The sequence below is a fragment of the Microbacterium sp. 2MCAF23 genome (assembly GCF_052115565.1).
Classification (GTDB): domain Bacteria; phylum Actinomycetota; class Actinomycetes; order Actinomycetales; family Microbacteriaceae; genus Microbacterium.
This window is the reverse complement of sequence record NZ_JBFRGY010000008.1, coordinates 24,325-49,884: the sequence shown is the minus strand read 5'-3', so window position 1 is coordinate 49,884 and position 25,560 is coordinate 24,325. Positions and strand designations below refer to the sequence as shown.

General features: G+C 67.9%; 26 protein-coding genes. 16 read left to right on the top strand and 10 right to left on the bottom strand.

Annotated elements, in window-relative coordinates:
* Window positions 1-172: 172 nt before the first annotated feature.
* The 3 genes from AB4078_RS09875 to AB4078_RS09865 are packed head-to-tail and all read left to right on the top strand — an operon-like array spanning window position 173 to window position 2,679.
* Window positions 173-1,000, top strand: a complete 828-nt coding sequence (locus tag AB4078_RS09875) for a PD-(D/E)XK motif protein (RefSeq protein ID WP_441977076.1) — start codon at window positions 173-175, stop codon at window positions 998-1,000.
* 48 nt (window positions 1,001-1,048) lie between these two features.
* Entirely contained in the window at window positions 1,049-1,813 is a 765-nt protein-coding gene (locus AB4078_RS09870) for a hypothetical protein (RefSeq protein WP_441976984.1), read from the top strand.
* An 11-nt stretch (window positions 1,814-1,824) separates the two neighbouring features.
* Window positions 1,825-2,679 (top strand): DUF3037 domain-containing protein, encoded by an 855-nt coding sequence (locus AB4078_RS09865; RefSeq protein ID WP_441976983.1) that lies wholly within the window; start codon window positions 1,825-1,827, stop codon window positions 2,677-2,679.
* A 128-nt stretch (window positions 2,680-2,807) separates the two neighbouring features.
* On the opposite strand, the gene AB4078_RS09860 is transcribed toward AB4078_RS09865, so the two are convergent.
* Window positions 2,808-4,067 (bottom strand): hypothetical protein, encoded by a 1,260-nt coding sequence (locus AB4078_RS09860; RefSeq protein WP_441976982.1) that lies wholly within the window; start codon window positions 4,065-4,067, stop codon window positions 2,808-2,810.
* A gap of 85 nt (window positions 4,068-4,152) precedes the next feature.
* Here AB4078_RS09860 and AB4078_RS09855 point away from each other — a divergent pair, with 85 nt between their 5' ends.
* Window positions 4,153-5,085: a hypothetical protein gene (locus AB4078_RS09855; RefSeq protein ID WP_441976981.1), complete on the top strand. Its 933-nt coding sequence runs from the start codon at window positions 4,153-4,155 to the stop codon at window positions 5,083-5,085.
* A 483-nt stretch (window positions 5,086-5,568) separates the two neighbouring features.
* On the opposite strand, the gene AB4078_RS09850 is transcribed toward AB4078_RS09855, so the two are convergent.
* The 4 genes from AB4078_RS09850 to AB4078_RS09835 all read right to left on the bottom strand — a co-directional run bounded on the left by AB4078_RS09850 (window position 5,569) and on the right by AB4078_RS09835 (window position 10,092).
* Entirely contained in the window at window positions 5,569-6,771 is a 1,203-nt protein-coding gene (locus AB4078_RS09850) for an SGNH/GDSL hydrolase family protein (RefSeq protein WP_441976980.1), read from the bottom strand.
* Window positions 6,768-7,556, bottom strand: a complete 789-nt coding sequence (locus tag AB4078_RS09845) for an alpha/beta hydrolase (protein ID WP_441976979.1) — start codon at window positions 7,554-7,556, stop codon at window positions 6,768-6,770. Before AB4078_RS09845 ends, AB4078_RS09850 begins: the two co-directional genes overlap by 4 nt.
* A 37-nt stretch (window positions 7,557-7,593) precedes the next feature.
* Window positions 7,594-8,838 (bottom strand): MFS transporter, encoded by a 1,245-nt coding sequence (locus tag AB4078_RS09840; protein ID WP_441976978.1) that lies wholly within the window; start codon window positions 8,836-8,838, stop codon window positions 7,594-7,596.
* Between the two features lie 180 nt (window positions 8,839-9,018).
* On the bottom strand, window positions 9,019-10,092 hold the full coding sequence (locus AB4078_RS09835) for a LacI family DNA-binding transcriptional regulator (protein WP_441976977.1): 1,074 nt from the start codon (window positions 10,090-10,092) through the stop codon (window positions 9,019-9,021).
* 93 nt (window positions 10,093-10,185) lie between these two features.
* Here AB4078_RS09835 and AB4078_RS09830 point away from each other — a divergent pair, with 93 nt between their 5' ends.
* From AB4078_RS09830 to msrA, 5 genes are all read left to right on the top strand, one after another.
* On the top strand, window positions 10,186-10,938 hold the full coding sequence (locus tag AB4078_RS09830; RefSeq protein ID WP_441976976.1) for a hypothetical protein: 753 nt from the start codon (window positions 10,186-10,188) through the stop codon (window positions 10,936-10,938).
* A 71-nt stretch (window positions 10,939-11,009) separates the two neighbouring features.
* Entirely contained in the window at window positions 11,010-11,840 is an 831-nt protein-coding gene (locus AB4078_RS09825) for an SDR family NAD(P)-dependent oxidoreductase (protein ID WP_441976975.1), read from the top strand.
* Between the two features lie 120 nt (window positions 11,841-11,960).
* Window positions 11,961-13,235, top strand: coding sequence for an MFS transporter (locus AB4078_RS09820; protein WP_441976974.1), 1,275 nt, complete (start codon window positions 11,961-11,963; stop codon window positions 13,233-13,235).
* Between the two features lie 112 nt (window positions 13,236-13,347).
* A complete protein-coding gene (msrB, locus tag AB4078_RS09815) occupies window positions 13,348-13,827 on the top strand; it encodes a peptide-methionine (R)-S-oxide reductase MsrB (RefSeq protein WP_441976973.1) in 480 nt (159 codons plus the stop codon).
* Window positions 13,824-14,381: a peptide-methionine (S)-S-oxide reductase MsrA gene (gene msrA, locus AB4078_RS09810; RefSeq protein WP_440731389.1), complete on the top strand. Its 558-nt coding sequence runs from the start codon at window positions 13,824-13,826 to the stop codon at window positions 14,379-14,381. Before msrB ends, msrA begins: the two co-directional genes overlap by 4 nt.
* A 108-nt stretch (window positions 14,382-14,489) precedes the next feature.
* Here msrA and AB4078_RS09805 read toward each other — a convergent pair whose 3' ends face one another.
* From AB4078_RS09805 to AB4078_RS09785, 5 genes are all read right to left on the bottom strand, one after another.
* Window positions 14,490-14,864: a UBP-type zinc finger domain-containing protein gene (locus tag AB4078_RS09805; protein WP_441976972.1), complete on the bottom strand. Its 375-nt coding sequence runs from the start codon at window positions 14,862-14,864 to the stop codon at window positions 14,490-14,492.
* A gap of 20 nt (window positions 14,865-14,884) precedes the next feature.
* Complete coding sequence (locus tag AB4078_RS09800) at window positions 14,885-15,358, bottom strand: carboxymuconolactone decarboxylase family protein (protein WP_441976971.1); 474 nt, start codon at window positions 15,356-15,358, stop codon at window positions 14,885-14,887.
* Between the two features lie 93 nt (window positions 15,359-15,451).
* On the bottom strand, window positions 15,452-16,759 hold the full coding sequence (locus AB4078_RS09795; protein ID WP_441976970.1) for an ABC transporter permease: 1,308 nt from the start codon (window positions 16,757-16,759) through the stop codon (window positions 15,452-15,454).
* Window positions 16,756-17,472, bottom strand: a complete 717-nt coding sequence (locus AB4078_RS09790) for an ABC transporter ATP-binding protein (protein ID WP_440731393.1) — start codon at window positions 17,470-17,472, stop codon at window positions 16,756-16,758. Before AB4078_RS09790 ends, AB4078_RS09795 begins: the two co-directional genes overlap by 4 nt.
* A 127-nt stretch (window positions 17,473-17,599) precedes the next feature.
* Complete coding sequence (locus AB4078_RS09785; RefSeq protein ID WP_441976969.1) at window positions 17,600-18,277, bottom strand: FadR/GntR family transcriptional regulator; 678 nt, start codon at window positions 18,275-18,277, stop codon at window positions 17,600-17,602.
* Between the two features lie 122 nt (window positions 18,278-18,399).
* Between AB4078_RS09785 and AB4078_RS09780 the strand changes: the two genes are divergently transcribed.
* The 7 genes from AB4078_RS09780 to AB4078_RS09750 all read left to right on the top strand — a co-directional run bounded on the left by AB4078_RS09780 (window position 18,400) and on the right by AB4078_RS09750 (window position 25,559).
* Window positions 18,400-19,452: an amidohydrolase family protein gene (locus AB4078_RS09780; protein WP_441976968.1), complete on the top strand. Its 1,053-nt coding sequence runs from the start codon at window positions 18,400-18,402 to the stop codon at window positions 19,450-19,452.
* Window positions 19,453-19,509: 57 nt separating this feature from the next.
* A complete protein-coding gene (locus AB4078_RS09775) occupies window positions 19,510-21,153 on the top strand; it encodes an ABC transporter substrate-binding protein (protein ID WP_441976967.1) in 1,644 nt (547 codons plus the stop codon).
* A gap of 4 nt (window positions 21,154-21,157) precedes the next feature.
* Window positions 21,158-22,108, top strand: coding sequence for an ABC transporter permease (locus tag AB4078_RS09770; protein WP_441976966.1), 951 nt, complete (start codon window positions 21,158-21,160; stop codon window positions 22,106-22,108).
* Window positions 22,105-22,992, top strand: coding sequence for an ABC transporter permease (locus AB4078_RS09765; protein WP_441976965.1), 888 nt, complete (start codon window positions 22,105-22,107; stop codon window positions 22,990-22,992). Before AB4078_RS09770 ends, AB4078_RS09765 begins: the two co-directional genes overlap by 4 nt.
* A complete protein-coding gene (locus AB4078_RS09760) occupies window positions 22,992-23,843 on the top strand; it encodes an ABC transporter ATP-binding protein (protein WP_441976964.1) in 852 nt (283 codons plus the stop codon). The genes AB4078_RS09765 and AB4078_RS09760 overlap by 1 nt, the downstream gene beginning before the upstream one ends.
* A complete protein-coding gene (locus AB4078_RS09755; RefSeq protein ID WP_441976963.1) occupies window positions 23,840-24,670 on the top strand; it encodes an ATP-binding cassette domain-containing protein in 831 nt (276 codons plus the stop codon). Before AB4078_RS09760 ends, AB4078_RS09755 begins: the two co-directional genes overlap by 4 nt.
* Before the next feature lie 109 nt (window positions 24,671-24,779).
* Entirely contained in the window at window positions 24,780-25,559 is a 780-nt protein-coding gene (locus AB4078_RS09750) for a thioesterase family protein (RefSeq protein ID WP_441976962.1), read from the top strand.
* Window position 25,560: the final 1 nt, after the last annotated feature.

Genomic DNA, 25,560 nt, shown 5'->3' with positions numbered 1-25,560 from the left:
AGGCCGGGTCACGGAACGTCGAATGGATCACCCTGGCCGAGATCATCGGGGTGGCTCGTGACACCGAGGGCAAGGTGGAACTCCTCCTTCGCGGCGCCGAGCTCGTGCCGGTCTCCAGAACCGTCAAGGACGCTTCCGAGCATCGAACGATCTACAAGGACGACGGGACGACATTCGAAGCCACGCGCCTGGTCTTCCCCGCACTAACGCACTTCGACCAGGTAGCGGCGTTCATCTGCATCGAACTCCTGCGGAACGAGCAGATAGCGATCTCCCGCGTGCGTTCGCCCTCACCGAGCCGATCATCGAGCTCGCCATCAAGAACCTCACGATCTCAAGCCAGGCGCTCCTCGGACTTGCAGGCGAGCTGCTTCTCTTGGAGGCGCTATGCCGCCGAGCCGATGACGCTCGCGTGGCAGAGATCATCGCTGGTTGGCGCGGCTGGCAGCGATCCTCACGCGACTTCGTCCTTGGCGGCACGGGGATCGAGGTCAAGACCACGACAGGCAACGCTTCATCACACCTCGTTGAGGGCGTGCATCAGGTCGAACGCGACGAGGAAGGCGACGAACACCGACTGTTCCTGCTGAGCATCGGTCTCCAGCGAGCCGAGAGCGACGCGAGCAACAGCTTCACAGTCCCCAGCCTCGTTGAGCGCATCACCATGCGCATGGCCGATACCGGAGCATCGTCTCCGGTTATCGAGCGTTTCATCGCCCACGTTGCCGAGTATGGCGCGAGCTCGTGGATCGGTTACAACCACACCACGCAAGCAGCCGATCCGACGTACTCGATCCCGTTTCTTACGACCTTCTTCCGCGCCTACGACATGGATGACACTGCGATCGGTGTCCTGCGTCGTCACGACGTTGCCGCGTTTCGACACGTCGCGGACGATTCGGTGAGATTTCGGGTGAACCTCTCCGCTAATGGTCCGATCAGCGCCGGGAACCCCGTCGAGGGGGCAAATCAGGTGGCCAAGATGATACTTGGGCTCTGACATGCATGCCTACCACGAGATGCCAGCGCCCCTCTATATGCTCCGAATGTGACCCTTCCCGAGTTCTCCCCACCACCAAAGGTGGCTTTGGTCGCGCCGCTACGGCGTGGGACCTCCGGGTCAGCGGCGTTTCTCGGATTGGCATCGGACGGCCAGCAATACTGGGTCAAGCCGCCGAGCAACCCGCAAGGCTCCCGGACACTGGTCGCTGAAGCGGTCGCCTACGGCATCGGGAGACTCATCGGGGCTCCAGTTCCTGCCAACTCGCTCATCGAGATCCCGGGAGCCTTCAACTGGGAGTATGCAGAGGGGCATCGTCTGCGCGGGGGTACCGGGCATGGCTCGTTGAACGTCGAGGACGTGGTCGTCGCCGAGGAATGGGGCACCTATTCGCGGCTGGACGACAACCGGCGCCGACAGGCTCACATTCTCGCCTTATGGGACCTCTGCATGGGCGACGACCCGCAGTGGCTGCACCAGACCACAGAGGAGTACAGCATCTGGTCGTTCGACCATGGCTTTTGGCTCGCTGGCGAGTCCGACTGGACGATCGACGCCTTGAAGAAGATCGCCACGACGCCGTGGCAGTTCGACCTGGACCCGGGCGTTGCGTCCGCGAGCGGACTGCGTGAAGCGGCCGACCGGATCGACGGTCTCAGCCTGGCGATGATCCAGGCTGTCGCCAGGAGCGTTCCGTTAGAGTGGGAGACCACACCGCAGGAACTGTCGGAGCTGGCGTCCATACTGTTCCTACGCACAGAGGGCGTGGCCGAGCGACTGCGCGTTGCCGCTAACCAGAGCCGACACTCCTAGGGAGGTGCCTCGTGAGCTACCAGTACTGGATCATTCGATTCGTCCCGAACATCGCACGGGGCGAGTTCACCAACGTCGGTCTCGTCTGCGGCCGAGACGGCGGCGACTGGGCTGTCGGCTTCGACCCGCGGTACGTCCGAAATCACGGCAACCTCAGTTCCGACCTGCGCGAACTCACCAACTGGATCACGTGGTTCCGCCGTACCGTCGAGCACCATGGCAGCGTAGGGTTCGGCGAGCAGTCGGTCAGTAGCGGCTGGATCGCGCAACTGCGCTCTCGTCAAGCCAACTCCGTCCAGTTCTCCGAGCCTGCCCCCATCGATGTCGAGTCGGCACGTGCAGGGGTGGAGATGCTTTTCCCGCACCTCGTGGAGCGCGAGCCCATCCGCAGACGCAGGGGCCTGACACGGCAATCCCTCCGCGCGGACGTGCGAGACGCTCTCGTTTTCGAAGGCGGTCTGGCGATCGGCCAGGACTTGTTTGTTCAGCCGAAGGTGCGGATCGGGAAGCAACGGGGGAGCTTCGACCTCTTGCGCTCCGATCGGCAGACCAACACTTTGACCAATGTGTGGGCGTTCAACGTCGCGTCGCTTGAACCGCTCGATCGTGAGATCCAGTCCTGGAACTACCTGGTGAGCCGGCTGCGCACCGATGGAGCGAACTTGCAAATCAGCGGTTCGCGTACCGCGACGCTGCCAGCGGACGCCCCTATCGACGTCGTCTACGACCCGCCGACCTCCGACCGCGAACGGCAGTGGCGCTCTGACATCTTCGAGGCCGCACAAGAGGCGTGGCAGTTGAACAACATCACGGCTCACTCCGTGGACGAGTTCCATGCGCGCGTCGCGGTGCTCGCCGGCCGGTAACTGTAGGCCCTCGGAAGCCCCGGAAGTGAAAGCAATCACGCGACCAACAGCCCGCGAGCCCGGCAATGTGACTGACGGAGCGCATTCGTGACTGCTCCTTGCATCCGTTCGTGGTGAGCGAGATGAGATCAATCGTGGTCGTGGACGGTGGCTTCGCTCTCGCCGGGTATCACGACGGGGACGAGAGTGAGGTGGACCAGCTGCGCACGGTCGTGCTGCGCAGCCATGTGCGCGGCCCGCAGTTCGCCCGCGCCCGAGCTCACTTCAGCGACGAACCGCTCGTGGCTGGTGATCGTCGTCCACGCCTTCACGATCGTGGCAGAGATGTCCACGCGGTCTCGGATGAACAGCACCAACGCGACCCGGGTGGCACGCCACACCGTGTAGCGATCGAGGAGCTGACTCAGTGCCTTCGCGAACTGGCTGCGGCCGGCCCAGAACTTGCACTCCCCGATGAACGCTTCTCGGCCATCCCACGTCATGTGGATGTCCGTCTTGCCAGCACCGACGAACGTCTCCCCGGTCACCTGCCCCGCCCAATTCGCATTGAGAACGAATAACAGCACGTCCCGGATGGACTCCTCGTCAGCGCCCGCCAACTTGTTCGCAGTGGCGGGCAGCCGTTCCAGAGCGTTGCCGAACGCCGCGATCTGGGCGATCAGTGCATCGGCGACACTCTCGGCGAGCCCATGCCTGCTGCCCTCGTCTCGTGCCAAGACCTCAATCCGGCTCATCGTGAGGGCGCGGGGATGCATCGGGATGTCAACGGCAAGGGATCCATCCACGCGATTGAGGGGGATTGCCAGCGCCTGGCTCACCGAATGAAGTGCCCGGTACCTGTACAACCGGGGTGCCAGAATCTCGCCGACAGCCGCGCGAACGGCAGCACGGTGCGCCTCTAGGTCCGCTTGCGAGTCTGCTATCGCCTGCCCGAGCGCATTGAACCACGCGTCCCGAAAGCTCGCGATCTCGGTACTCAACGTGGCAGCGTCCTTGACGTTACCGGCGAGCTCGAGGTGGATCTCCATCCACCATTCCCCGACCGAAGACTCGTCCCAGTCTGAAGCCCCCGTGCCGTGTCCACCGTGCGAGACACCCTTCAGGGCCTGCGCGGCCCCGAGCACTCTCATCTCTGCGGTGATTCGCAGAACTGGGGCCGCGTCGGGATTGGAATCGTCGGGGTACTCGTGTGTCTTGAACGCGAACGAGTCCCACACCGGCTCGACGAAGCCGGCAGCATGCCGCTCGACGATGGTGTCCACGAGTTGCCCGAGCTCGACACTCAGCAGCGCATCGTTCCCGACGTTGCGCGCGGCTTCCTTCGCCCGCTCCAACCGTTCGTCATACCGAGTCTCATACCCCGAGATCGGATTCTTGCGCTGATACATGTACCCATTCTGGAACCTGCCGGTGTCGAGCAAGGACGCCAACCCCCGGAGCGGGCCGAACCCTTGCCCGCTGCTAGCGTTCGGTATGGCTAAAGGGAACACGGATCTGGACGATCGAGAAGTGCGCGCCGCGCAGTCAATGCGGGCTGTGTATGGCGCGGACTGGATGGTCGTGCCGAGGGATGTCAAGGGTGCAGCCCCGGGGACGCACGACTTCGATCTCACCGATGGTTTGACGACTGTTGCGGTGGAGGTCTCCACGATCGCCGACGGTGCCGTTGTCGGCGACTCCGCTGGGTGGTCGCAGCACTTCCCGGACGCGGCGTGGAACATCGATGGGCTTGATCAGGGATGGGTGATCACCGTACAGGCGAGCGGGAACGCGCGAAAGACGAAGCAGTTGCTGGGGGCGTGGCTCACCGATCTCGAGAGTCGGAACGAGCACGCGGTGTGGAGTGACAGCTGGCAGCAGCATGCTTTCACGCCCCAAGGGCATTGTCCGCCGGGGTTTGCCACGCTCCATGGCATGGCTAGTGTCGGCGTTACCTCCGCACACGTCGAGGCATCACTGCCCGCCGGTGTGTGCACGCTCCTCATCGTCGACGATGGCTTCACCTGGAGCCCGTCAGATGACGACTACATCTCGGATTTTGTATCAGAGCAGCTCGCTGGCCCGCATGCGTCGGACGTCGAGAAGGTCGGTCGCGCGACCGCCGACCGCCGCGCAGTGTTCCTCTGGCTCCATGCACAGAGTCACTTCGATGTCGTTCGCCGGCTGGACAACGACCTTTTCGGCGGCACTCTCACCGGCACCGGGCCCCTCGACGAGGTCTGGATCGGCCGACACTTCGTCGACGAGAGCGTCAGCCTATGGGTTTGGCGTGCGAGCGGGGGATGGGCTCAATTCCATCTCGCCGCCACCGACCTCGTCGACATCGGCGCCGCATCGGAGGGGCACTATCGGGACCCGGGCGGGGACGCCAATGGCGTCCCCGATGGCGAGGTCCAGCCCCCGTAACTCTTGCCGAAGAACGCGAAGCCCAGCTGCGGCGGCAGCCCCTTCGGGCCGGGCTTCTTCTTCCACGAGAAGTGGACCAATCAGGTGACCAACATCCTGCAAACATGGCAACTCCCGAGGTTCTCTGACATCCCGTGAAAACGGAAAACCCTGGGTCAACGGCGGCAAATGGCACATACAGGGCACCTGGGGGTCAAGGGGTCGCAGGTTCAAATCCTGTCAGCCCGACAAAAGACGAGAGGCTCGATCCGTGAGGATCGGGCCTCTCGTCGTCTCCTGAACGACGTGGTCGCTCGCGGTGCTGTCCTCGTGCGACCCGTCGGAGGCGGCGTCCCGTCTCTGAGACGACGATCGCCGGCGTCGACCGAGATGTGGACCTGTGCGGTCGTTTCGCCGCCGCTTGGGGGCGCGCTGCGTCAACACAAGAGGAGGGCGCGGCCGGAGCCGCACCCTCCCGGGACGGACGCCGCGTCCTGGTCGTCGTCACGCCTTCCGGTCGAGCGTTGCTCTCGGGTGGAGGCCTTCCTGGCCGAACACACGGTGGGCGAAGCGTCGGGCGATCTCCTCATAGAGCGCGGTGTCGGGGTGCAGGGAGTCGGGAAGAGGGTGACGGTCCACATCTGCCGGGCCGTAGAGGGTGAGCCCGTCCAGGTAGGAGATGTTCTCGCCCGCTTGGCGACGGACCTCGACGACATGCTCGATGTGCCGGCGGGACTCCGCAAGAGTCAGCGCGCCCCTGCCGATGTCGGCGGGGTCGCCCGCGGTGAAGCAGCGGATGCCTCCGTCATCGAAGAACTCCACGTCGCTGGGTCCCGGGATCTCGTCGCTGCCAGGCCACAGGATCGATGAGCACAGGACGATCGGGGTGTTCGGATGACCGGCCCGGATCCGATCGATGAAGCCGTGCAGCGCAGGGGCGAAGGTGCGCTGATCCATCGATCGCGCGCCCACGATGTTGACGCCCACCTTCAGCGAGATGATGTCCGCGGGCGCGGCGGCGATGGCGTCCGCGACGAACGGGTCGAGCATGCACTGGCCGCCGAAGCCCAGGTTGATGACGTCGAGGTCGGTGAGCTCCGCAGCGAAGACCGGCCAGACGCTTGTGGGCAGATCGGCCTCCGCGCAATGACTGATCGAGCTTCCGTGATGCAGCCAGACCGGGCGATCACTCGGGGGAGCGGGCAGCACGGGGGAATCCCCGACGATGTCGACGAGGTCGACGGTCATGCCTTGGGGGAGGAACACCGTCACGACCTTCGGCCCGGCGGGAAGGGGCGCGAGCTCGACGGTCGAGGTCTCGCTGTGTGCGATCACGGTGGCTTCGTCGGCAGCAGGCGAGATGTGCATCGTCTGCGTATCGGGCGCCTGAGCGACCGCCACCGTCGTCCCCTCGACCTGTGCGACGAAGACGTCGCCCGGACGTTCGGCCTCGCCGATCCGGATCCGCGTGCAGCGGACGCCGAGCGTCAACCGTGTGGCTTCCGTATGGACCCGCAGCCGCACTCCGCTCGCGTTCGACGCCATGGCGCGCAGGATCTCTCCGGCCGGAGGGAAGTGGCTCCACTGGCTCACAGGTATCCGCACCGGGCGGACGCCGTCCGCGGTTTCGATGAGATCGAGGTGGCCCTCCACGCGCACGGTCCCGCTCGGAAGCGAGACGGTCGTTCCATGGCCTGCGCTGGTCATCTCGTCTCCGTCCGGTGGGTGTTCGCCTCGATGAACTCGGTCGTCCGCGAGAGCACGATCTCCCGCTGGGGCACCTGTGCCCAGCCGTGGTCCGCTCCGTCCACGACGATGAGGTCGGCCTGGTCGCCGTAGATCTCGAGGTAGCGCTCTGCGTACGCAACGGGGACGAAGTCCTCCGCGCCGTGGAGCAGGCGCACGGGCCCGGTGTAACCGGAGGCGCGACCGTAGACATCGAAGGACACCGCATCGTCACGCATCGCCGGGCCCAGTCGCATGCCGAGGAAGTCGAAGTACCCGTCGGTGTCGAGCGCGTCGAGCGACCGGCCCTGCAGTGTGCCGCCGCGGATCTCGTCCGCGAACACTGCCGCCGTGGACCACATCGTCAGGGAACGCAACGGCAGTTCGGTCTCTGCGGCCAGGACCGAGGCGATCACCGCGCCGAGGCTCATTCCGACGAGATGGAGGTTGTCGGAATCGACCGTGTCGAGGCCGGCGATCGTTGCCAGGGCCTGGTGCGCGTGGCGGACGTCCAGCGACACGGAGGTGTCGTAGAACTCGCCGTCGCTCTCGCCGTGGCCTGCGCGGTCATAGGCGATGGAAGCGACTCCGACGGCTGCGAGGCGCCTCGCGAGCGCGACGAACGCCGACGAGAACTCCATGTGCGATGCCCCGAAGCCGTGAAAGAGGATCGCGGTGGGGAACGGGCCAGGACCCGCCGGCAGATACTGCGCTCCGCGGAGGGTGATTCCGTCGACCTGGGTCTGGAACGGGGCGATCGTCGTCATGCGGACTCCTTCTGGACGGGCTGCTGGTGCCGGCGGGTCATGCTGTCGTCGCCTCTGTCCTGACCGCCGACGTGACGAGCTCGGACTCGAGGTCGAACTCGTTGCGCGTGTTCCTTCGGAATCCGAGCCACCCGATGAGGAACCCGGCTCCTGCGAGCACCGACACCCCGATGTACAGCATGCTCGGGTTGAGCAGGACGAGCGTCGGCGTCACGACATTGAGTGCGGCGGTGGCGAACCGGGAGACCGCGTAGATCGTGCCCTGCGCGGTGGCGCGGAGCATCGTCGGGAACGACTCCTGCGTCCAGACCTTCATGATCGTCTCGAAGCAGAACGCTCCGAAGAACACGGTCGCGACGGTGGCGATGATGATCGACGGGAGGGTGAAGTTCAGGATGACCGGAAGCAGGTTCGCGGCGACCACGCCGATCGCCCCGATCACGTAGTACGACATCCGCAGCCTGGTGTCCACCACGGCCATGAACCACAGCGCGCCGACGACGGCGGCGGGCATGGCGAGGATCGTCCAGGAGTTGTACTCGGCGATCGAGGAGTGGGAGACGTTGACGGCGACGAAGGTGCCGAAGCTGCCGGCCACGCTCGTCGCCATCGCGGCGAGCGTGTAGTAACCGACCAGCGTCAGGAACGGGCGGCGGTAGGCGGCGCGCCCGAAGTCACGGAGACGTCCGCGCTCGGCGCGCACCGTGTGGACGCCCGCGCGGCGCTCGTCCCGTGCGACGAGCCATGCCGTCGACTCGGGGATGGTGAGCCGCAGCCCCAGCACGACGAGGGCGATCGCCGCGAAGACGCCGAAGACGATCAGTCCGCCGCGAGGCCCGGCTGCGCCGAAATTGATCGCGAGGAGCACCGCCAGAAGGATCCCGAACCCGCCGAGCAGATTGGAGAAGACCAGGATCTTGCCGCGATTGCGATCCTGAGCCGCTTCGGCGATCGTCGCGAGGGCAACGGGCAGGTCGGCGCCCACGCCGATCCCGATCAGGGCGATGCCGATCACGAGCATCGGCAGACCGAGGCCGAGCAGCGGTGCGGCGGCGCCGAGCACGATGACGGCCATCGTCAGCAGGAAGACCGTGCGCCGCCCCCAGCGGTCGCCGAGCCGGCCGCCGAGGAGGGAGCCGATCGCGACGCCTGCCGTCAGGATGCCGGTGAGCAGGCCCACGTCGTTCGGCGTGAGTCCCGGCTGTCCGGGAGCGGGCGCCTGGAAGAGGACCAGAGCGATCGGGATCCCCGTCGTCACGCCGGTGTCGACGAATGTGGCCATGCCGCAGACGAATCCGACCCACCATGCGCTCAGGGAGCCTCTGTCGGATCTTGATGTGAACATGCGATTACTCCTTCGTAGCCGGGCGGCGGTCTCGCTCCTCGCAGATCCGCGTCACGTCATAGTGCTATACGGGTATAGCACCTGTCAATTCTTGATCAAGCGCGGCGCGTGAGGAGGTCAGCCGAGCCGAGAAGGAGCCGAGACGGATGCCCCCCGGACAAGGGGCATCGGCACGCGGACAGGAAGAGAGGGCCGAGCATCTTGCAGCAGCATCTCAGCCGCGATCCTGCCGAGTTCCTCATAGGGCAGCGCCACAGATGTCAACCGGGGGAGCACTGCCTGGGTCAACGGGCTGCCATCGAAGCCGATGACCGAGACGTCGTGCGGAACCCGCAGCCCTGCATCCGAGAGCGCGTGATAGGCGCCGACGGCGAGGGCGTCATTGGCGCAGATCAGCGCGGTCGGGACTCTGCCGGCGCTGAGGGTGCGCGTCACGGCCGCACGTCCGTTCTCGACGTCCCAATCGGTCTCGATCGGCATCGTGCCGGCGAGGGCGGTCCCGGCCTTGCGCAGCCTCGTCTCTATTCCGTCCAGCCGCTCGGTGAGCGCGAGCGGGCTCCAGCCGTTCCACACCGCGGCTCCGGTGAATCCCGGGGGGAAGGATCCGACGAACCAGATCGCGTCGCGATGGCCGGCGTCGAGAAGTACGGATGCCGCCGTCTCACCCGCAGCGCGCTCGTCCGGGATCACCGCGGCGACGTCGGAGGATACGCAGTTCAGCAACACGAGCGGCGCGTTCCGGGTGAGCGGGGGAAGGTCGACGTGCCGGGTGAACATCGATGCGTACAGGAACCCGTCGACGTCCCGGTCCAGGAGGTTCTGCAGGAGTTTGGCCTCGACCTCCGGGTCGCCCTGCGTGTCGACGGTGTAGAGCAGGGTGTTCGCGGCGCGCAGAGTCTGCAGCGCCCCGCGCACCATCGCATTCGCGAACGATGTCGTGCCGATGAAATCCGAGATGAGAGCGACCGTGCCGGACTTCCCGGTGCGGAGTGTCTTCGCCGTGGTGTTGGGGCTGTAGCCGAGCTCTTCGGCCGCGAGCCTGACGCGCGCCGACGTCTCCTCGGAGATGCGCAGATCCGTTCGGCCGTTGAGGGCGAAGGAGGCCGCCGATCTCGACACGCCGGCGCGGCGGGCCACCTCGGTCAGCGTGACGCGCCGCGTACCGCCCTGGCCGTGACCGCTTGAGACCATGTGCCCCTCCTCGTCTCTTCAGGATAGGGCTGAGCCGAGTGAGGAGCGGTCGTCGCCCCTTCCGCCGTCCCCGCCGCGGTGGGACCATGGATCATGGCGACGGATGCCGGCGATGGCGCCGCCGACGCGGCACTGGCGCGCCGGCTGCAGATCCTCGCGACCGAGCACTGGGGGCTTCTCGCCGCGCGCAGCACGGCGCAGAGCGAAGTGCTCACCCGGATCACGATCTACCTGACGCTCGTCTCCGCGGGGCTGGTCACGATCGGACTCCTCGGCCAGGCGTCGCACTTCGCGGACTGGTTCCCTGCGGCCGCTCTCGTGATCCTCGGCTTCCTCGCCGCCGTCGGGCTGCTGACGCTGATGCGGGTGCTCGTGGTCTCGGAGGAGGACTTCATGTACGTCACAGCGATGAACCGGATCCGTGCCGGCTACGCGGACGTGGATCCGGCCGCCGCCGCCTACTTCCTCGCATCGACGCACGACGACGAACTCGGCATGCGGGTGACCTACTCGTTCTTCCGGCATCGCAGCGGAATCGAGCAGATCCTGGGCTCATCGTTGATGCTGAGCGTGCTCGTGAACGCGACCGTGACCGGGATGTTCGTCGGGGGCGTGTGCACGACGCTCGGCGCACCCACGGCTGTCGCGGTCGTGGCCGGCGTGCTGATCGGGCTCTGCGTGGTGGCGCTGGCCGTCTGGTACGCCGGCTTCCGCTACGTCTCGGCCTGGCGCCAGTACGCCCCGCTCAGCCCGAGCGAGGCGCCGCCTCCGCACTGGGGTCCAGGGATCCCGGACCGCCTGCCCGGCGGGTACCCGCGAGGTGCGGCATCCCCACAGCGGGAATGAGCCTCGCCGGCCACGGACGGACGGCGTCAATCCGGTGTTCCGCGTGGGCGCAACGGGCATAGTGTTCTCGCATGACCGACGTCGCACTGATCACAGGAACCTCCTCTGGCATGGGGCTGCATGCCGCGATCGAACTCGCGCGCAGGGGGCTGCATGTGGTGGCGACGATGCGCGATGTGGGCCGCGCCGGGGAGCTGCAGGATGCGGCGGCGGCGGCCGCCGGCGTCGACGTCGAGGTGCGCGCGCTCGACGTCGTGGATCACGCTGCTGCTGCGAGGCTCGTCGCCGAGATCGAGGCCGAACACGGCGGGATCCACGTGCTGGTGAACAACGCCGGCCGGGGCAGCGTCGCCACCGCCGAGCAACTGAGCATGCAGCAGGTGCAGGACCAGCTCGACGTCAACTACCTGGCCCCGGTGAACCTCACCAAGCTGGTGCTGCCGGGCATGCGCGAGCGTGGCAGCGGGCGCATCCTCACCGTCACGAGCGTGGGCGGCACCGTCGGGCAACCGTTCGCCGACGCGTACTGCGGCGCGAAGTTCGCGGTCGAGGGGTTCATGCAGTCCCTCGCCGTGGTCGCCGAGCGCTTCGGCGTCCGCGTCAGTGTCATCGAGCCCGCGGCCGTCGCCAGCTCTTTTGTCGCGAACGTCGTCCGGTCCGACGAAGGCGGACCCTACGCATCTCTTCTCGCGGCCTACATCGCGCGCTCTTCGGGTGCGTTCGCGAATGCGCAGACCGCAGAATCGGCCGGTGCCGTGATCGCCGCGGCCGTGATGTCGGACGAGTATCGCTTCCGCTGGCAGAGCTCGGAGGGGGCGACCGCGTTCGTCGGCGTCTCGCTCGCCGACCTCGACGGCGAACGTGTGCTGGGCTTCACCCGCCCCTGGATCGCGGCCGGCTGACCCGCTGGGTTGACCCGCCGGGCTGACCCGCTGGGACGGTTCGGCCTGCCGCGGCTTTATTGGTCGCGCGGCGGTGCGGGCGAGCCTCACTGGCGCAGGACTCGATAGGGTGGCGCGGTGATGAGCGCTCAGGATCAGGGTGACGCGGTGCGGATCGCGAATCCCGCGGGCCCGCCGTGGCGCGAGCCCGGCATGCCCGCACTGCTGGCGATGACGACGTTCGCCTTCGCGGGATTCGCGGTGATGCTGCCGGTCGCGCCCCTGCACATGGTCGCACTCGGAGGTGACGAGTTCCTCGCAGGACTCGTCAACGCAGTGCTCATGGCGGCCACGATCCTCACCCAGCTCGTTGTGGAGCGGATGCGGTCCTGGATCGGGTGGCGGATCAGTCTCGCGCTCGCGTGTCTGCTGCTCGGACTGCCGGCGCTCGGCGAGATCGTCGCGACGACGCCGGGGCAGGTCCTCGTCCTCGCCGCCGTGCGCGGGATCGGGTTCGGCATCGTCACGGTGAGCGGATCCTCTGCGGTCGGCACACTGTTCCCGCCCGAGCGACGCGGACGCGCGATCGGCGCCTACGGGCTCGCGGTCGCCGGCGCCCAGCTCGTGCTCACCCCGGTCGCACCGTGGATCGCGGACGAGGCGGGCCTGCCGGTCGCCTTGGCGGTCGCGGCGCTGCCGCTCGTCGGGATCCCGTTCGCTATCGCCGCCGGCGCCGCGATCGCGAAGCATGCACGGGCGGTGGCAACGGCCGACATCCAGGACGCAGAACGACCGAGCCCGGCGCCGCACGAGAGCCGGAGCGAGGACCGTCGGGCACTGGTGCGGCTCGTACCGCCCATCCTCGCGTTGACCGCCGTCACCTGTGCGGGCGGGGCGATCACCACGTTCACGCCGCAGTTCGTGCCCGATGCGGTGCTCACCGTCGTTTCCCTGTTCCTCTACACCGCGGCCGCGACGTTCGCGCGCTGGTTCGTCGGGGGTCTCGCCGACCGGTACGGCGCAGATCGCTTCATCCTTCCGGGACTCGCGATCGCGGCGCTGGGGCTCGCCGCCATCGCGGCTGCGATCTCCGGCATCGTCGGGCTCGCCGGCCCGATCCTGCTCATCGTCGGCGCGGTCCTCGTGGGCACGTCGTTCGGCATCATGCAGAACGTGACCCTGGTTCGGGCGTTCGAGCTCGCCGGAGAGCATGCGAGAGGGGTCGCCAGCACCGCGTGGAACGTCGCGTTCGACGCCGGCACCGGCGTCGGCGCACTCGCGATCGGCGCTCTGGCCGCTGGAGCCTCGTTCACGCTCTCCTTCGTCGCGTTGACCGCCGTGTGCGTGGTGGCCGGATTCGCTGTGCTGCTCGCAGGCCGGCGCCCGGCGAGGGACGCGGTCGGCGCGAGCGACTGAACCGCGGACGCGAACTCACAGCAGCTGCATAGCTTCGCGGGACCAAAACCGCCGCGATCGTGGTTCTTCCTTATGACGCCGCAGCCAGCGGCGCCAGAGGAGGAGCATCACGATGAATCCCACCGACTACCGCAGGACCGATGAGGCGCTGAACGCGCTCACCGCGCACCAGTACGCGGTGACGCAGGAGGGCGGCACCGAGCCGCCGTTCCGCAACGCCTACTGGAACAACCATGATCCGGGCGTCTACGTCGACGTCGTCTCGGGACAGCCGCTGTTCTCGTCGACGGACAAGTTCGACAGTGGGACGGGCTGGCCGAGCTTCACTCGGCCGATCGATGCGGACGCCGTCACCACCAAGACCGACCGCACCTTCGGCATGGTGCGCACCGAGGCGATCTCGGCCGCAGCCGGCAGCCACCTCGGCCACGTGTTCGATGACGGCCCGCGCGATGCGGGCGGGCTGAGATACTGCATGAACTCGGCATCTCTCCGGTTCATCCCCGCCGCCGAGCTCGAGGAGCAGGGCTACGGCGCGTACCGTGGACTGTTCGAGACCACCCCGCAGACCCCAGAGGAGAACGCATCATGACCAGCGGACCCGCCGATACCGGATCCATCGCCCGCGTCCCGGGCGCCGAGACCGCCGTGCTCGCCGGCGGCTGCTTCTGGGGCATGGAGGATCTCATCCGCCGCCAGCCCGGAGTGCTCAGCACGCGCGTCGGCTACACCGGCGGCAGCAACGAGCACGCCACCTACCGCAACCACCCGGGGCATGCCGAGGCGGTGGAGATCGTCTTCGACCCGTCGAAGACCACGTACCGCGACATCCTCGCGTTCTTCTTCCAGATCCACGATCCGTCGACCCTGAACCGCCAGGGCAACGACATCGGCACGAGCTACCGATCGGCGATCTTCCCGCTCAGCCCTGAGCAGGAGCGGGTCGCCCGTGACACGATCGCCGACGTCGACGCCTCCGGCCTGTGGCCGGCCAAGGCCGTGACGACGATCGAGCCCGAGGGCCCGTTCTGGGAGGCCGAGCCCGAGCACCAGGACTACCTGGTGCGGTACCCCGACGGCTACACGTGCCACTTCCCGCGCGCCGGCTGGGTGCTGCCGCGTCGGGACGAGGCCGTCGCGCAGTAAGCGCCACCCCACTCTACGGGCCCGTCGGATCGCTCCGGCGGGCCCGAAGTCGTCTGAGCGACTGCGGCCGTGGCGAGGATCCGGTCTGTCCGAAGGATCCGGTCCGGTTCAGCCGGAACGACCGTCGCGTTCGGCCCGGGCGCGAAGGAGCCGATCCTGCCAGTCCGCGGGGACGCGCTCGGCCGGGCCCGGTGCGGATTGGTCCTCGGGGTAGCTCCGCGGCGGGGCGAGTTCCGGACCGTCGACCATCTGCGACGTGCGATAGTCCCAGAACCAGTCCTCGCCGGGCTCGTAGCTCTGGATGAAGCGGTGGCCGGTCCCGGTCGCATGCGCGGTGGCGTGCTGGCCGAGGGAGTCATCGCAGCAGCCCACGTGCCCGCACTGCACGCAACGACGCAGGTGGAACCACCACCCTCCGTCCCGCTCGCATTCCACGCAGCCTGGGCCTGATGGCGGCCGCCGTGTGTCGATTCCCTGGATCATGTCCCACCTCCGGGTGCGGATCAGCGGATGAGGTTGCCTTCGGCGTCGCGCGGGCGCACCGGGTGCTCGCTGAGGATGGAGAGCCGATTGAACATGTTGATGGTCAGCGCGACCCATTCCGCGGCCGCGAAGACGTCATCGCCCAGCAGCCCGCGGGCGGCGGCGAGATCGGCCTCCGCCTCCTCGCCGAGCGGCATCCGGGTCGCAGCCTCGGCGATCGCCAGCATGGCCTTCTCCCGCTTGGTGAAGAGGTCGGATTCGCGCCAGGCGGGCAGCACATCGAGCTTCTGCTGGGTGATGCCGGCGCCGCGCGCCTCTCGTGCGTGCAGGTCGAGGCAGAACGCGCACGCGTTGATCTGCGACGCGCGCACCTTGATGAACTCGGCCTCGGCGGTGCTGAGCCCGTGCGCTGCCGTCGCTCTCGCGACGGCGTCCGAGTACTCGGACGCGGCCTTCCACGCATCGGGGATCGCCTTGTCCAGGTAGGGGCGCATGCTGTTCCTCTCGGGCGTTCTGTTCGACGAGTTCACCGTATCGTGCAGCGCGACCTCTGCCCCACGGCGCCGGCGACGCCGCCGGTGCCCCGGCTACTCGTAGCGGAGCGACTCGACGGGATCCTGGCGCGCAGCCCGTGCCGCGGGGAGCGTGCCGGCGAGGAAAGCGATCACCATCACCAGCAGGATCACCGACACGATGGATCTCGCGTCGAACGCCACGAGCTGCAGTCCGGACAGATCCGACAGGAGCGTGCGCCCCAGGATCCGGCTCACAACGCTGCCGACCAGCATCCCGCCGAGGACGCCCAGCGCGCTGCCGAGGAAGCCGATGAACGTCGCCTCCAGGCTGAAGAGCCCGAACACGCGACCCGAACCCATGCCCATCGCCTTCATCAGGCCGATCTCGCGGGTCCGTTCCTGCACCGACATGTAGAGGGTGTTGATGATGCCGAAGCTCGCGGCGAGCAGCGCGATGATCGCGAAGGCGTTCAGGACCAGCACGATCCCGTCGATCACCGCCTTGAAAGTGCCGAGCTGTTGCGCGACCGTCGTCGAACTGAAGCCGGCTGTTGTGAGACGCTGCTGCAGTGCAGTCACCTGCGCGGGGGAGGACGAGGGTGCGAACCAGGCCCTGGCCTGTGTGTAACGGTTCTGCTGATCCGCGTGCACGCCCGTCTGCTGGGCGTCGTAGAGCGCGCCGGTCAGCGCATCATTCGGCAGCATGCTCGCGGCGCCCCCGGTCAGGCTGAACGTCGATTCGGAGACGCCGGAGGCCGTCGCCTCGATCGTGTGCCGGGTGCGGGTCGCATCGGTCACCGCGAGCGTCACGGTCTTGCCGACGGCGTCGGCGGCGCTCGAGAAGCCGAGCGGAGTGACGAAGTCGGTGGGCAGCGCGAGCTGCAGATCGCTGCTCGCATCACTCGGCGCAGAACCGGCTGCGAGCTTCACGGTCTGCCCGGCGACGAGACCGCCGGCGCTGATCACGTACTTCTTGCCGTCACCGAACTGCACGTAGTCGACCGAGACCGCGCGGACCGGCTTCACCGCGGTCACGCCCTTCACGCTCGCGAGTGCGTCCAGGTCACTCTGCGTCAGCACGGCGACGGTGCTGACGCCACCCCTCCCGCCACCCGTCGTCGCCGTGTTCGGGTCGTACTCCCTCGGGGCCGTGCTGCCGGGTGCGGTGCCGGCGTCGACCTTCTTGGTGACCGTCAGCACATCGCTCGCACCGAAGCCGGAGACGGTGTCGTCGATGTACTTGTTGATGCCGGTGCCGAGGCCGTTGGTGATGGTCAGAGTGAACGCGCCCACGAAGATCGCGAGGATCGTGAGCGTGGTGCGCGTCTTCGAGCGGAAGGTGCTCGAGATCGCGGTGCCGATGAGGTCGAGCGTCTTCATGCCGCCGTCTCCTCGATCAGCCCGTCCTTGATGTGCACGCGCCGGTCGCACCTCGCGGCGAGGTCCTCGTCGTGGGTGACGATCACCAGCGTGATCCCGTGGTCTCGGTTCAGGGCGAACAGGATGTCCTCGACGACAGCTCCGGTCACCGAGTCGAGGTTGCCCGTGGGCTCGTCGGCGAAGATGATGCGCGGGTCGTTCACCAGCGCACGGGCGATGACGGTGCGCTGCTTCTGACCGCCGGAGAGGTTCACCGCCTTGTTCCTGGCCTTGTCGGCGAGATCGAGCTGCGCCAGCGCGGCCATGCCGCGGCGCTTCCGCTCGCCCGCACCGATGCCGGCGATCTTCAGCGGCAGCACGACGTTCTCGAGAACGCTCTGATTCGGGGTCAGGAAGAACTGCTGGAAGACGAACCCGAAGGTCTTGTTGCGGATCCGGTTCAGCGCCGCCCCCTTCAACATCGCCGTGTCCTGGCCGCTCAGCGCTATGGCCCCCGAACTCGGTTCATCCATCAGCGCCATCAGGTGCATGAGCGTCGACTTGCCGGATCCGCTCTTGCCGATGATCGCGATGCTCTCGCCGGCCGCGATGTCCAGGCTCACCCCCTTCAGCGCGTCGAAACGACCGCTTCCTCGGCCGTAGGACTTGTGCACGTCGCGCACGGAGAGCACCGGCGCCGATGGTGCGGGGATCGTGGGGGCAGGACTCGTCATTCGCGCTCCAGGACTCGGTGGCGGATCCGCCGCGTTCAGCCTCGCTGATCGCCGGGGACCTCGCATCGTCTCACGGGATGAAGTGCGCGTACTCCGCACGCGGTATGCCGATGCTGCTGAGGCGGGGTCAGGCGTCCAGGAGCTTCTCCGACTGGTCCACGACGCCCAGCGCCGCCGCCTGGGCGGCATCCGGATCCTGGTTGCGGATCGCGTGGAACAGCGCCTCGTGTCGGTCGGCGATCGTCGCCACGATCGCCATGGACCCTGGCGCGTTCGCGGTGACCGCGTTGAGCAACGAGGAGTCGAAGCTGACATATATCCCGGCGAGCAGCTCGTTGTGCGCGGCCATGGCGATGGCGAGATGGAACGCGACATCGTGCTGGATGAACACGTCCTGGTCGTCTCGGCGGGCAGCCGCATTCCTTGCGATGAGTTCGGTCTCGATGACCGTCAGATCGGCGGCGCTCCGGTTCTGCGCCGCCTCCCGGGCCGCGAGCACGTCGAGGGCACGGCGCACGCGCATGACCTCCAGGGCGTCGGCGTCGCGGAGGGTGCGACGCAGCGCCACCTCCGTGGGATCGCGTGCGATCACATAGGTGCCGTCGCCCTGTCGGCTCTCGAGGAGGCCGAGCTGCGCAAGAGCGCGCACGCCCTCGCGGACGGAGGGGCGACTGACGCCGAACTGGGCGACGAGCTCGGCCTCGCTGGGGATGCGCTGGCCGATTCCCCAGGTGCCGGCAGCGATCTCGGTCTGGAGGCGCTCGACGACGGTGTCGACCAGTGAACGGCGTTGGATCGGTTCCACGGTTCCATTGTGGGCCATGTTGGCCGTATGGTTGTCAGACGTCAGATAACCTGATGAATATCCACACGATGACCCCCGATCATCCGAGCCGGCGAAGACGCCGGACGAGGAGCAGGAGCACGATGGCAGCTGGTCCCGAGCGCAGTCCGCTCGTCGCGGCGGGTCTGGTCGACGCGCACATCCATCCGGACAAGACATCCTGGGGCGACCGGTGGATGACACGACGGCCGGCCGCGACGCTCGACGAGCTGATCCGCAACAACATCCTCGCCCTCTCGGAGTACGGCAAGAGCGTCGAGGACCGCGCCCACGCGCTGATGTCCCACGCGCTGCGCAACGGCACCCTGGCGATGCGCGCCCACGTCGATGTGGGCACCGCCGTAGGCCTCGCCCACGTCGAGGGGGTACGAGCGGCGGCCGAGCGGATCGGTCCGGATCTCACCGTGCAGATCGTCTGCTTCCCGCAGTTCGGCCTGCTCACCGATCCGGGCTCGCTCGACCTCATGTCGGCGTCCCTGGATGCGGGAGCGGACATCGTCGGGGGCATCGACCCGCTCGGCCGCGACGGCGATGTCGCCGGCCACCTCGACGCCGTGTTCGGGCTCTCCGCGCGTTCCGGGCGCGACCTCGACATCCACCTGCACGACGGGGGAGAGGAAGGCCTGGCGCAGATCCGCGAGATCGCCGCCCGCACCCGCGCCGCGAGCATGCAGGGCCGCGTCACGGTCAGCCATGCCTTCGCGCTGTGCGACGACACGCTCCCCTCGCTACGCGCCACGCTGGACGATGTCGCCGATGCCCGCCTCTGGATCACCACCTGCGCGCTGGGACCGGATCCCGTGCCCGACCTCGACCTGTTCGAATCCCATGGCGTGCAGCTCGCCGCGGGGTCGGACGGTGTGCGAGACAGCTGGAGCCCGTACGGCACCGGGAGCATGGTGGACCGCGCTCATCTGCTCGGCTACCGGACCGGAGCCATCACCGACGCCGATCTCGAGCGGTGCTACCGGATCGCCTCGACAGAGGGCGGTCGGATGCTCGGCATCCCGGACCTGGCCCTCGACACGGACGCCACGAGCGCCACCCGTCTCGAGTTCGACGCCCCGACCATCGCCCAGCTCGTGGTCGACCGACCTGCACCTCTCCGTGTCATCAGGCACGGCCGGGTGCTCTGACGCATCCCCCTCCATCCGCAACACCTCACCCGCAACCCGAAAACACAGGAGTTTCTCGTGGTCCTTCGCAAGACAGCACTCGGCGCCGCCGCCGTCGTGGCGGTCGCCGCTCTGGCTCTGGCCGGCTGCACCGGCACCCCCAAGGGGCAGACGTCCGGCCCGTCCGAGCTCTCGCTCGATCTCACCAAGCTCGCCACAACCACGCCCGCCGGCACCGAACCGGTGGACCAGCTGAAGTGGAATCTCCCGTACGAACCCTCGTCGATCGATCCGATCTTCACCTGGAACTATGCGGAGAACACCGTCACCGCGAACCTCTGCGAGAGCCTGATGCGGATCAAGCCGGACCTGTCCATCGAGCCGGGCCTGGCCAGCAAGGTCGAGACTCCTGACGACACCACGCTGGTGTACACGATCCGCGATGGCGTGACGTTCTGGGATGGCAACCTGCTGACGGCGGAGGACGTGGCCTACTCGCTGCAGCGCCAGATCGGCCCCGACACCAAGAGCTACTGGTCCGACTACTTCCACAACGTCGCATCGGCGACCGTCACCGGTCCGCTCCAGGTCACCGTCAAGCTCTCCAAGCCCGACGTGCTCTTCGCCCAGGCGATGAGCTCCGCCGCCGGCGCCATCGTGGAGAAGGCCGTTGTCGAAGCCGACGGACAGGCGTTCGGCACGCCGAAGGGCAACCTGCAGTGCACCGGCCCGTTCAAGGTCGGCGCTTGGAACTCCGGCAAGAGCCTCACGCTCGAGCGCAACGACGCCTACTGGGATACGTCGGTGAAGCCGAAGGTGAAGGAGATCTCGTTCAGCTTCATCGCCGACGAGTCCACCGCCATCAACGCCCTGCGCACCGGCGACGTGGACGGCCAGTTCTTCTACCTGCCGCCGGCCGGTCTGTCTCAGCTGCAGAAGAGCGACAAGGTGACCACCACGTTCGGCAAGTCCTTCGTGTTCTGGACGCTCGCGGCGATCAACAAGGACGGCGCGATGGGTGACGAGAAGATCCGTCAGGCGCTGTCGCTCGCGATCGATCGCAGCGCACTCACGAAGGTCGTCTTCCAGGGCGCGGGCATCCCGGCGCCGACGATCGCCGGCCCCGACATGTGGGGCTACGGCAAGGACGAGTTCTCCGCCGCGTACAAGAAGTTCGACGTGAAGCCTGATCTGGAGAAGGCGAAGAAGCTGGTCGAGGAGGCCGGCTCGCCGAAGACGCCGATCGTCCTCGCGGTGCAGGGCAGCTCGGCCGTGCACGAGCAGACCGCCAGTGTCATCCAGGCCGCGGGACAGGCGATCGGTCTGAACGTGCAGACGAAGGTGATCCCGGTCGAGCAGTTCGGCAACCTCTACTTCGACCCCACCGCGCGCAAGGGCCTGGACGGCTTCTTCACGACCAACTACGGCGACTTCGCGGATCCGCTCGGGGTGTACAGCTTCTTCGAGTCGACCAACTCCCACGACTACATCCAGTGGAACGGCGCCGACGGCCAGATCGCCAAGGCTCTGCAGACCACGGACGACGCCGAGCGGGCCAAGCTCGTCGTCGACATCCAGGAGAAGGTCACCCAGGGTCTGCCCTGGATCCCGCTCGCGTACGAGCCGACCACGATGATCCAGAACAAGCGGATCTCCGGCGCCGTGCCGTCTTTCGCCTACCTGTACTCACCGTGGGCGGTCGCGATCGGCGGGACGAAGTAGTCCCATGTCCTTCGCGTCCTTCCTGCTGAGGCGCATCGGGGGGCTGCTCCTGGTACTCCTGGTGACCTCGTTCCTCGTGTTCGGGTTGCTGTACCTGGCCCCGGGCAGCCCCCTCGCCTTCATCCTCGGTCCGCGCGGCGGCAGCGCCGCACAGATCGCCGCCGTCACGGCGCAGTACCACCTGAACGACCCCTTCGTCGTGCGCTACATCGCCTGGCTGGGCGATGTGCTGCACGGCGATCTGGGCCGCTCGATCGTGTACCGCCAGCCCGTGTCGGATCTGCTGGCCTCGCGTGCGGGGACGACGACGGCGCTCGTCGCCCTCGCCGCGGTCATCATCGCGGTCGTGGGCATCCTGGCCGGCACCGTCGCCGCCCTGCGCGGCGGGTGGGTGGACCAGGTCGTCTCGACCCTGTCCGCCGTCGGCCTGTCCACGCCCGTGTTCGTGGTCGGCGTTGCGCTGATCAGCCTGTTCGCGGTCGGCCTCGGCTGGTTCCCCACCTTCGGTGTGGGATCCGGCGGGTTCGACACGCTCTGGCACCTGTTCCTGCCTGCCATCGCACTGAGCGTGGCCAGCGCCGCCTACCTGGCCCGCATCACGCGGGCCGCGGTCAACGAGGAGCGCGGACGTGAGCACGTGCAGACCGCGACCGTCCGGGGGCTCTCGCAGGGACTGATCGTGCGCCGCCACGTGCTGCGCAACGCGCTGATCCCGATCACGACCGTGCTCGGCCTCACGATCGCGACGCTCATCGCGGGCGCCGTGGTGGTGGAGAACGTGTTCGCCCTGGACGGCCTGGGATCGCTGCTGGTCAAGGCGATCCTGCAGCGCGACTTCGCCGTGGTGCAGGCGGTCGTGCTGGTGCTGGTCGTGGCCTTCGTCGTCGTCAACGCGATCGTGGACGTGCTGTACACGTTCATCGATCCGCGCATCACCCTGGGGAGCAAGCGATGAGCGCCGGAACGACGACCGCCATCGCGGTGGCGAAGGATGCCTCGGTGCGTCGGGGGGACAGCCTGCTGCGTCGCGTGTGGGATCGTCTCGGCGTCATCGGCTCGATCGCGGTGGTGCTGCTCACTGTCATCGTGCTCGCCGCCGTGTTCGCCCCCTGGGTGGCGCCGGCGGATCCGAACGCGCCCGACCTGCTCGCCGCGCTCGCGGGCCCGAGCGCCGGTCATCTGCTCGGCGCCGACGCCCTCGGCCGCGACATCCTGTCCCGGCTGATGTTCGGCGCGCAGGTGACCCTCGCTGGCCCCGGACTCGTGATCCTGCTCTCCACGATCGTCGGCACGGTGCTGGCGCTCGTGGCAGCGTGGTGCGGCGGTCGTGTCGATGCGGTGATCGTGTGGGTGCTGGACATCCTGTTCGCGGTGCCGGGGATCGTGTTCGGTCTCATCGCCGTCGCGATCTGGGGGCCGAGCCTGTTCACGGTCGTGTGCGGCCTCGCCATCGCCTACGTGCCGTACGCGGCCCGCGTGGTGCGCGGCGCCGCGCTGCGCGAGCGCAACCTGCCCTACGTGTCTGCCGCCTGGCTGCAGGGCCACTCGGGGTTCGGGATCACCACGACCCAGATCCTGCGCAACGTGCAGCCGATCGTGATCGCCCAGGCGGTCTCGTCGCTCGGCTTCGCGGTGATCGACCTCGCCGCCGTGTCCTTCCTCGGACTCGGTGTGCAGCCTCCCACCGCGGACCTCGGCCTGATGGTCAAGAGCGGGTTCGATTCGACACTGCGCGGGTACCCGGGCGAAGCGATCGCAGCGGGCACTCTCATCGTCCTCATCGTCTGGTGCGTCACCGTCATCGGCGACCGCCTCGTCACCAACGCAAGGAGCATGTGATGGCGCAACCGCTTCTCCGGCTCGAGGACGTCAAGGCCACCCTGCGCCTGCGTCGCAGCCAGCAGACGCTGCTCAACGGGGTCTCGTTCGAGATCGGCGAGGGCGAGGCCCTGGGGCTGGTCGGGGAGTCCGGATCCGGCAAATCACTCACCACGCGGGCGATCACGCGCATGCTGGATCCGGCGTTCCGGGTGTCCGGGACGATCGAGTTCGCGGGCGCCTCCGTGCTGGGCATGTCCGCCGCCGCTCTCCGCCGCTATCGGCAGACCGACGTCGGGATGATCTTTCAGGATCCGCGTGCGCACGTGAACCCCGTGCACACGGTGGGGGACTTCCTCACCGAGGTGCTCGTGCGTGACAGGGGCATGGACCGGAGAGATGCCGAACGTCGAGCGGTGGCGCTCCTCGATGAGGTCGGCGTGCGAAACGCCGAAGCACGCCTGCGGCAGTATCCGCACGAGCTGTCCGGGGGCCTGCTGCAGCGCGTGATGATCGCGAGCGTGCTGCTGGCCGAGCCGCGGATGATCCTGGCGGACGAGCCGACGACGGCGCTGGACGTCACAGCCCAGTCGGATGTGATGGCCATCCTGGACGAGCAGCGCAAGGCGCGCGGGCTCGCTCTGCTGTTCATCACGCACGATCTGGAGCTCGCGGCGGCCTGCTGCGATCGGCTCGCCGTGATGTATGCCGGCGAGATCGTCGAGCAGGGGCCGCACGTGTACGAGGATCCGCAGCATCCGTACACGGTCGAGCTGCTGGGCGCGCGCCCGAGCATCGAGGAGCGGGTGGCGCGACTTCCCGTCCTCACCTACAACCGAGAGATCCACGAGCAGCGGAAGGCCTTCGCATGAGTGCCGGCGCAGAACCGATCATCGTCGCGAAGAACCTCCGCAAGGTCTTCCCGGCCCCGCGCGGTGCGAGGGGCGGGCCGATCGTCGCGGTCGACGACGTCTCGTTCGAGCTGCGGCCGGACGAGTGCCTGGCGATCGTGGGCGAGTCCGGTTCGGGCAAGACCACCGTGGCCCGCATGCTCGTGGGCCTGGAGTCGGTCACCGCCGGTGAGCTCACGGTGCGCGGCGAGTCCCGGACCAGGGGCGTGCGACGCCTCGCCGACCGGCGACGCTGGGCGCGCGAGGTGCAGTACGTGTTCCAGGATCCGTACTCGTCGCTCAACGGCCGGCAGCGGATCGTCGACATCATCTCCTCTTCGGTGGCTCTGCACGGGACAGCGAAGACCGCGACGCCGCGCAGCGCCGCGCAGGCGATCCTGGAGAGTGTCGGGCTCGGCGGGGGGTTCTGGGCGAAGTTCCCGCACCAGCTCTCCGGCGGGCAGCGGCAGCGCGTCGCGATCGCGCGGGCGCTCGCCGCGGATCCCGGTGTGATCGTGCTCGACGAGGCGGTGGCAGCCCTGGACGTGTCGATCCAGGCGCAGATCCTGAACCTGCTCGCCGACATCAAGGCCGAGCGCAGGATCAGCTACCTGTTCATCTCGCACGACCTCGCCGTGGTCAACCAGATCTCGGACCGCATGATCGTGATGGAGCAGGGCGTCGTGGTCGATCAGGGCGTCACCGCCGAGATCCTCGCCGATCCTGTGCAGCCGTACACCAGGGCCCTGCGCGCCGCGGTGCCCCGACCCGGCTGGAAGCCCGTGCGCAGGGAGCGGCTCGCATCATGACTCGTCGCCCGGTCCGGTGGCTCTGGGGCGCCGGACCGGGCGACGATCTCGAGAGGGGGTTCCCGGTCGGTCGTCGGGGTCCGGTCTCGGCGGAGATTAGGATCCGACCATGCCCGCCTATTTCGAGCGCGTCGACGCGTCCGCCTTCCGCCCGACGGCCGCCGTCGAGGGCGCGTGGAGCACCCAGGAGCAGCACATCGCCCCGGCACTCGGGCTCATCGCACACGCGATCGAACGGGACCACGCCGACCGTCGGGGCGGGGACCTGCAGCTCGGACGGATCTCGTACGACATCCTCGGCACGATCCCGATCGAGCGCATCGAGCTCGACGTCCGGATCCTGCGTCCCGGCCGCACGATCGAGCTCGTGGAAGCCGTGCTGAGTCACGACGGGCGTCCCGCGGTCATCGCGCGTGCATGGTTCATGCAGGCCGCAGACACCCGCGCGTTCGCCGGCAGCACGCTCCCCTCGATGCCGGACCGCGACGAGCTCGACCCGTGGGAGATGAGCGATCACTGGCAGGGAGGAGCTGTCCGCAGCGTGGACTTCCATCGTGGACAGCGGCAGCCGGGGCACGCGTGGGCCTGGCTGAGGCCGCAGATCCCGCTGCTGCAAGGAGAACCGGTCGGGCCGATCTCGCGGCTGCTGGGCATGGTCGACTTCGCCAACGGACTGACGCTGCGCCTGGCGCCGACGCAGGTCGCGTTCCCGAACGTCGATCTCACCTGCCACCTCTTCGCCGAGCCCGAGGGGGAGTGGATCGGGTTCGACACGACGGTCTCGATCGGTCCGACGGGGCTGGGCCTGACCGACACCGTGCTGCACGATGAGCGAGGCCCGGTCGGGACGGTGCAGCAGATCCTGACCGTGCGCCCGCTGCGCGGCTGAC

Coding starts and splice junctions, on each gene's coding strand:
- AB4078_RS09770 (WP_441976966.1), top strand. CDS start 21,158: ATGTCCTTCGCGTCCTTCCTGCTGAGGCGCATCGGGGGGCTGCTCCTG.
- AB4078_RS09800 (WP_441976971.1), bottom strand. CDS start 15,358: ATGCGCCCCTACCTGGACAAGGCGATCCCCGATGCGTGGAAGGCCGCG.
- AB4078_RS09780 (WP_441976968.1), top strand. CDS start 18,400: ATGGCAGCTGGTCCCGAGCGCAGTCCGCTCGTCGCGGCGGGTCTGGTC.
- AB4078_RS09860 (WP_441976982.1), bottom strand. CDS start 4,067: ATGTATCAGCGCAAGAATCCGATCTCGGGGTATGAGACTCGGTATGAC.
- msrB (WP_441976973.1), top strand. CDS start 13,348: ATGAATCCCACCGACTACCGCAGGACCGATGAGGCGCTGAACGCGCTC.
- AB4078_RS09755 (WP_441976963.1), top strand. CDS start 23,840: ATGAGTGCCGGCGCAGAACCGATCATCGTCGCGAAGAACCTCCGCAAG.
- AB4078_RS09830 (WP_441976976.1), top strand. CDS start 10,186: ATGGCGACGGATGCCGGCGATGGCGCCGCCGACGCGGCACTGGCGCGC.
- AB4078_RS09835 (WP_441976977.1), bottom strand. CDS start 10,092: ATGGTCTCAAGCGGTCACGGCCAGGGCGGTACGCGGCGCGTCACGCTG.
- AB4078_RS09760 (WP_441976964.1), top strand. CDS start 22,992: ATGGCGCAACCGCTTCTCCGGCTCGAGGACGTCAAGGCCACCCTGCGC.
- AB4078_RS09750 (WP_441976962.1), top strand. CDS start 24,780: ATGCCCGCCTATTTCGAGCGCGTCGACGCGTCCGCCTTCCGCCCGACG.
- AB4078_RS09790 (WP_440731393.1), bottom strand. CDS start 17,472: ATGACGAGTCCTGCCCCCACGATCCCCGCACCATCGGCGCCGGTGCTC.
- AB4078_RS09850 (WP_441976980.1), bottom strand. CDS start 6,771: ATGACCAGCGCAGGCCATGGAACGACCGTCTCGCTTCCGAGCGGGACC.
- AB4078_RS09820 (WP_441976974.1), top strand. CDS start 11,961: ATGAGCGCTCAGGATCAGGGTGACGCGGTGCGGATCGCGAATCCCGCG.
- AB4078_RS09805 (WP_441976972.1), bottom strand. CDS start 14,864: ATGATCCAGGGAATCGACACACGGCGGCCGCCATCAGGCCCAGGCTGC.
- AB4078_RS09845 (WP_441976979.1), bottom strand. CDS start 7,556: ATGACGACGATCGCCCCGTTCCAGACCCAGGTCGACGGAATCACCCTC.
- AB4078_RS09825 (WP_441976975.1), top strand. CDS start 11,010: ATGACCGACGTCGCACTGATCACAGGAACCTCCTCTGGCATGGGGCTG.
- msrA (WP_440731389.1), top strand. CDS start 13,824: ATGACCAGCGGACCCGCCGATACCGGATCCATCGCCCGCGTCCCGGGC.
- AB4078_RS09840 (WP_441976978.1), bottom strand. CDS start 8,838: ATGGCCACATTCGTCGACACCGGCGTGACGACGGGGATCCCGATCGCT.
- AB4078_RS09795 (WP_441976970.1), bottom strand. CDS start 16,759: ATGAAGACGCTCGACCTCATCGGCACCGCGATCTCGAGCACCTTCCGC.
- AB4078_RS09765 (WP_441976965.1), top strand. CDS start 22,105: ATGAGCGCCGGAACGACGACCGCCATCGCGGTGGCGAAGGATGCCTCG.
- AB4078_RS09855 (WP_441976981.1), top strand. CDS start 4,153: ATGGCTAAAGGGAACACGGATCTGGACGATCGAGAAGTGCGCGCCGCG.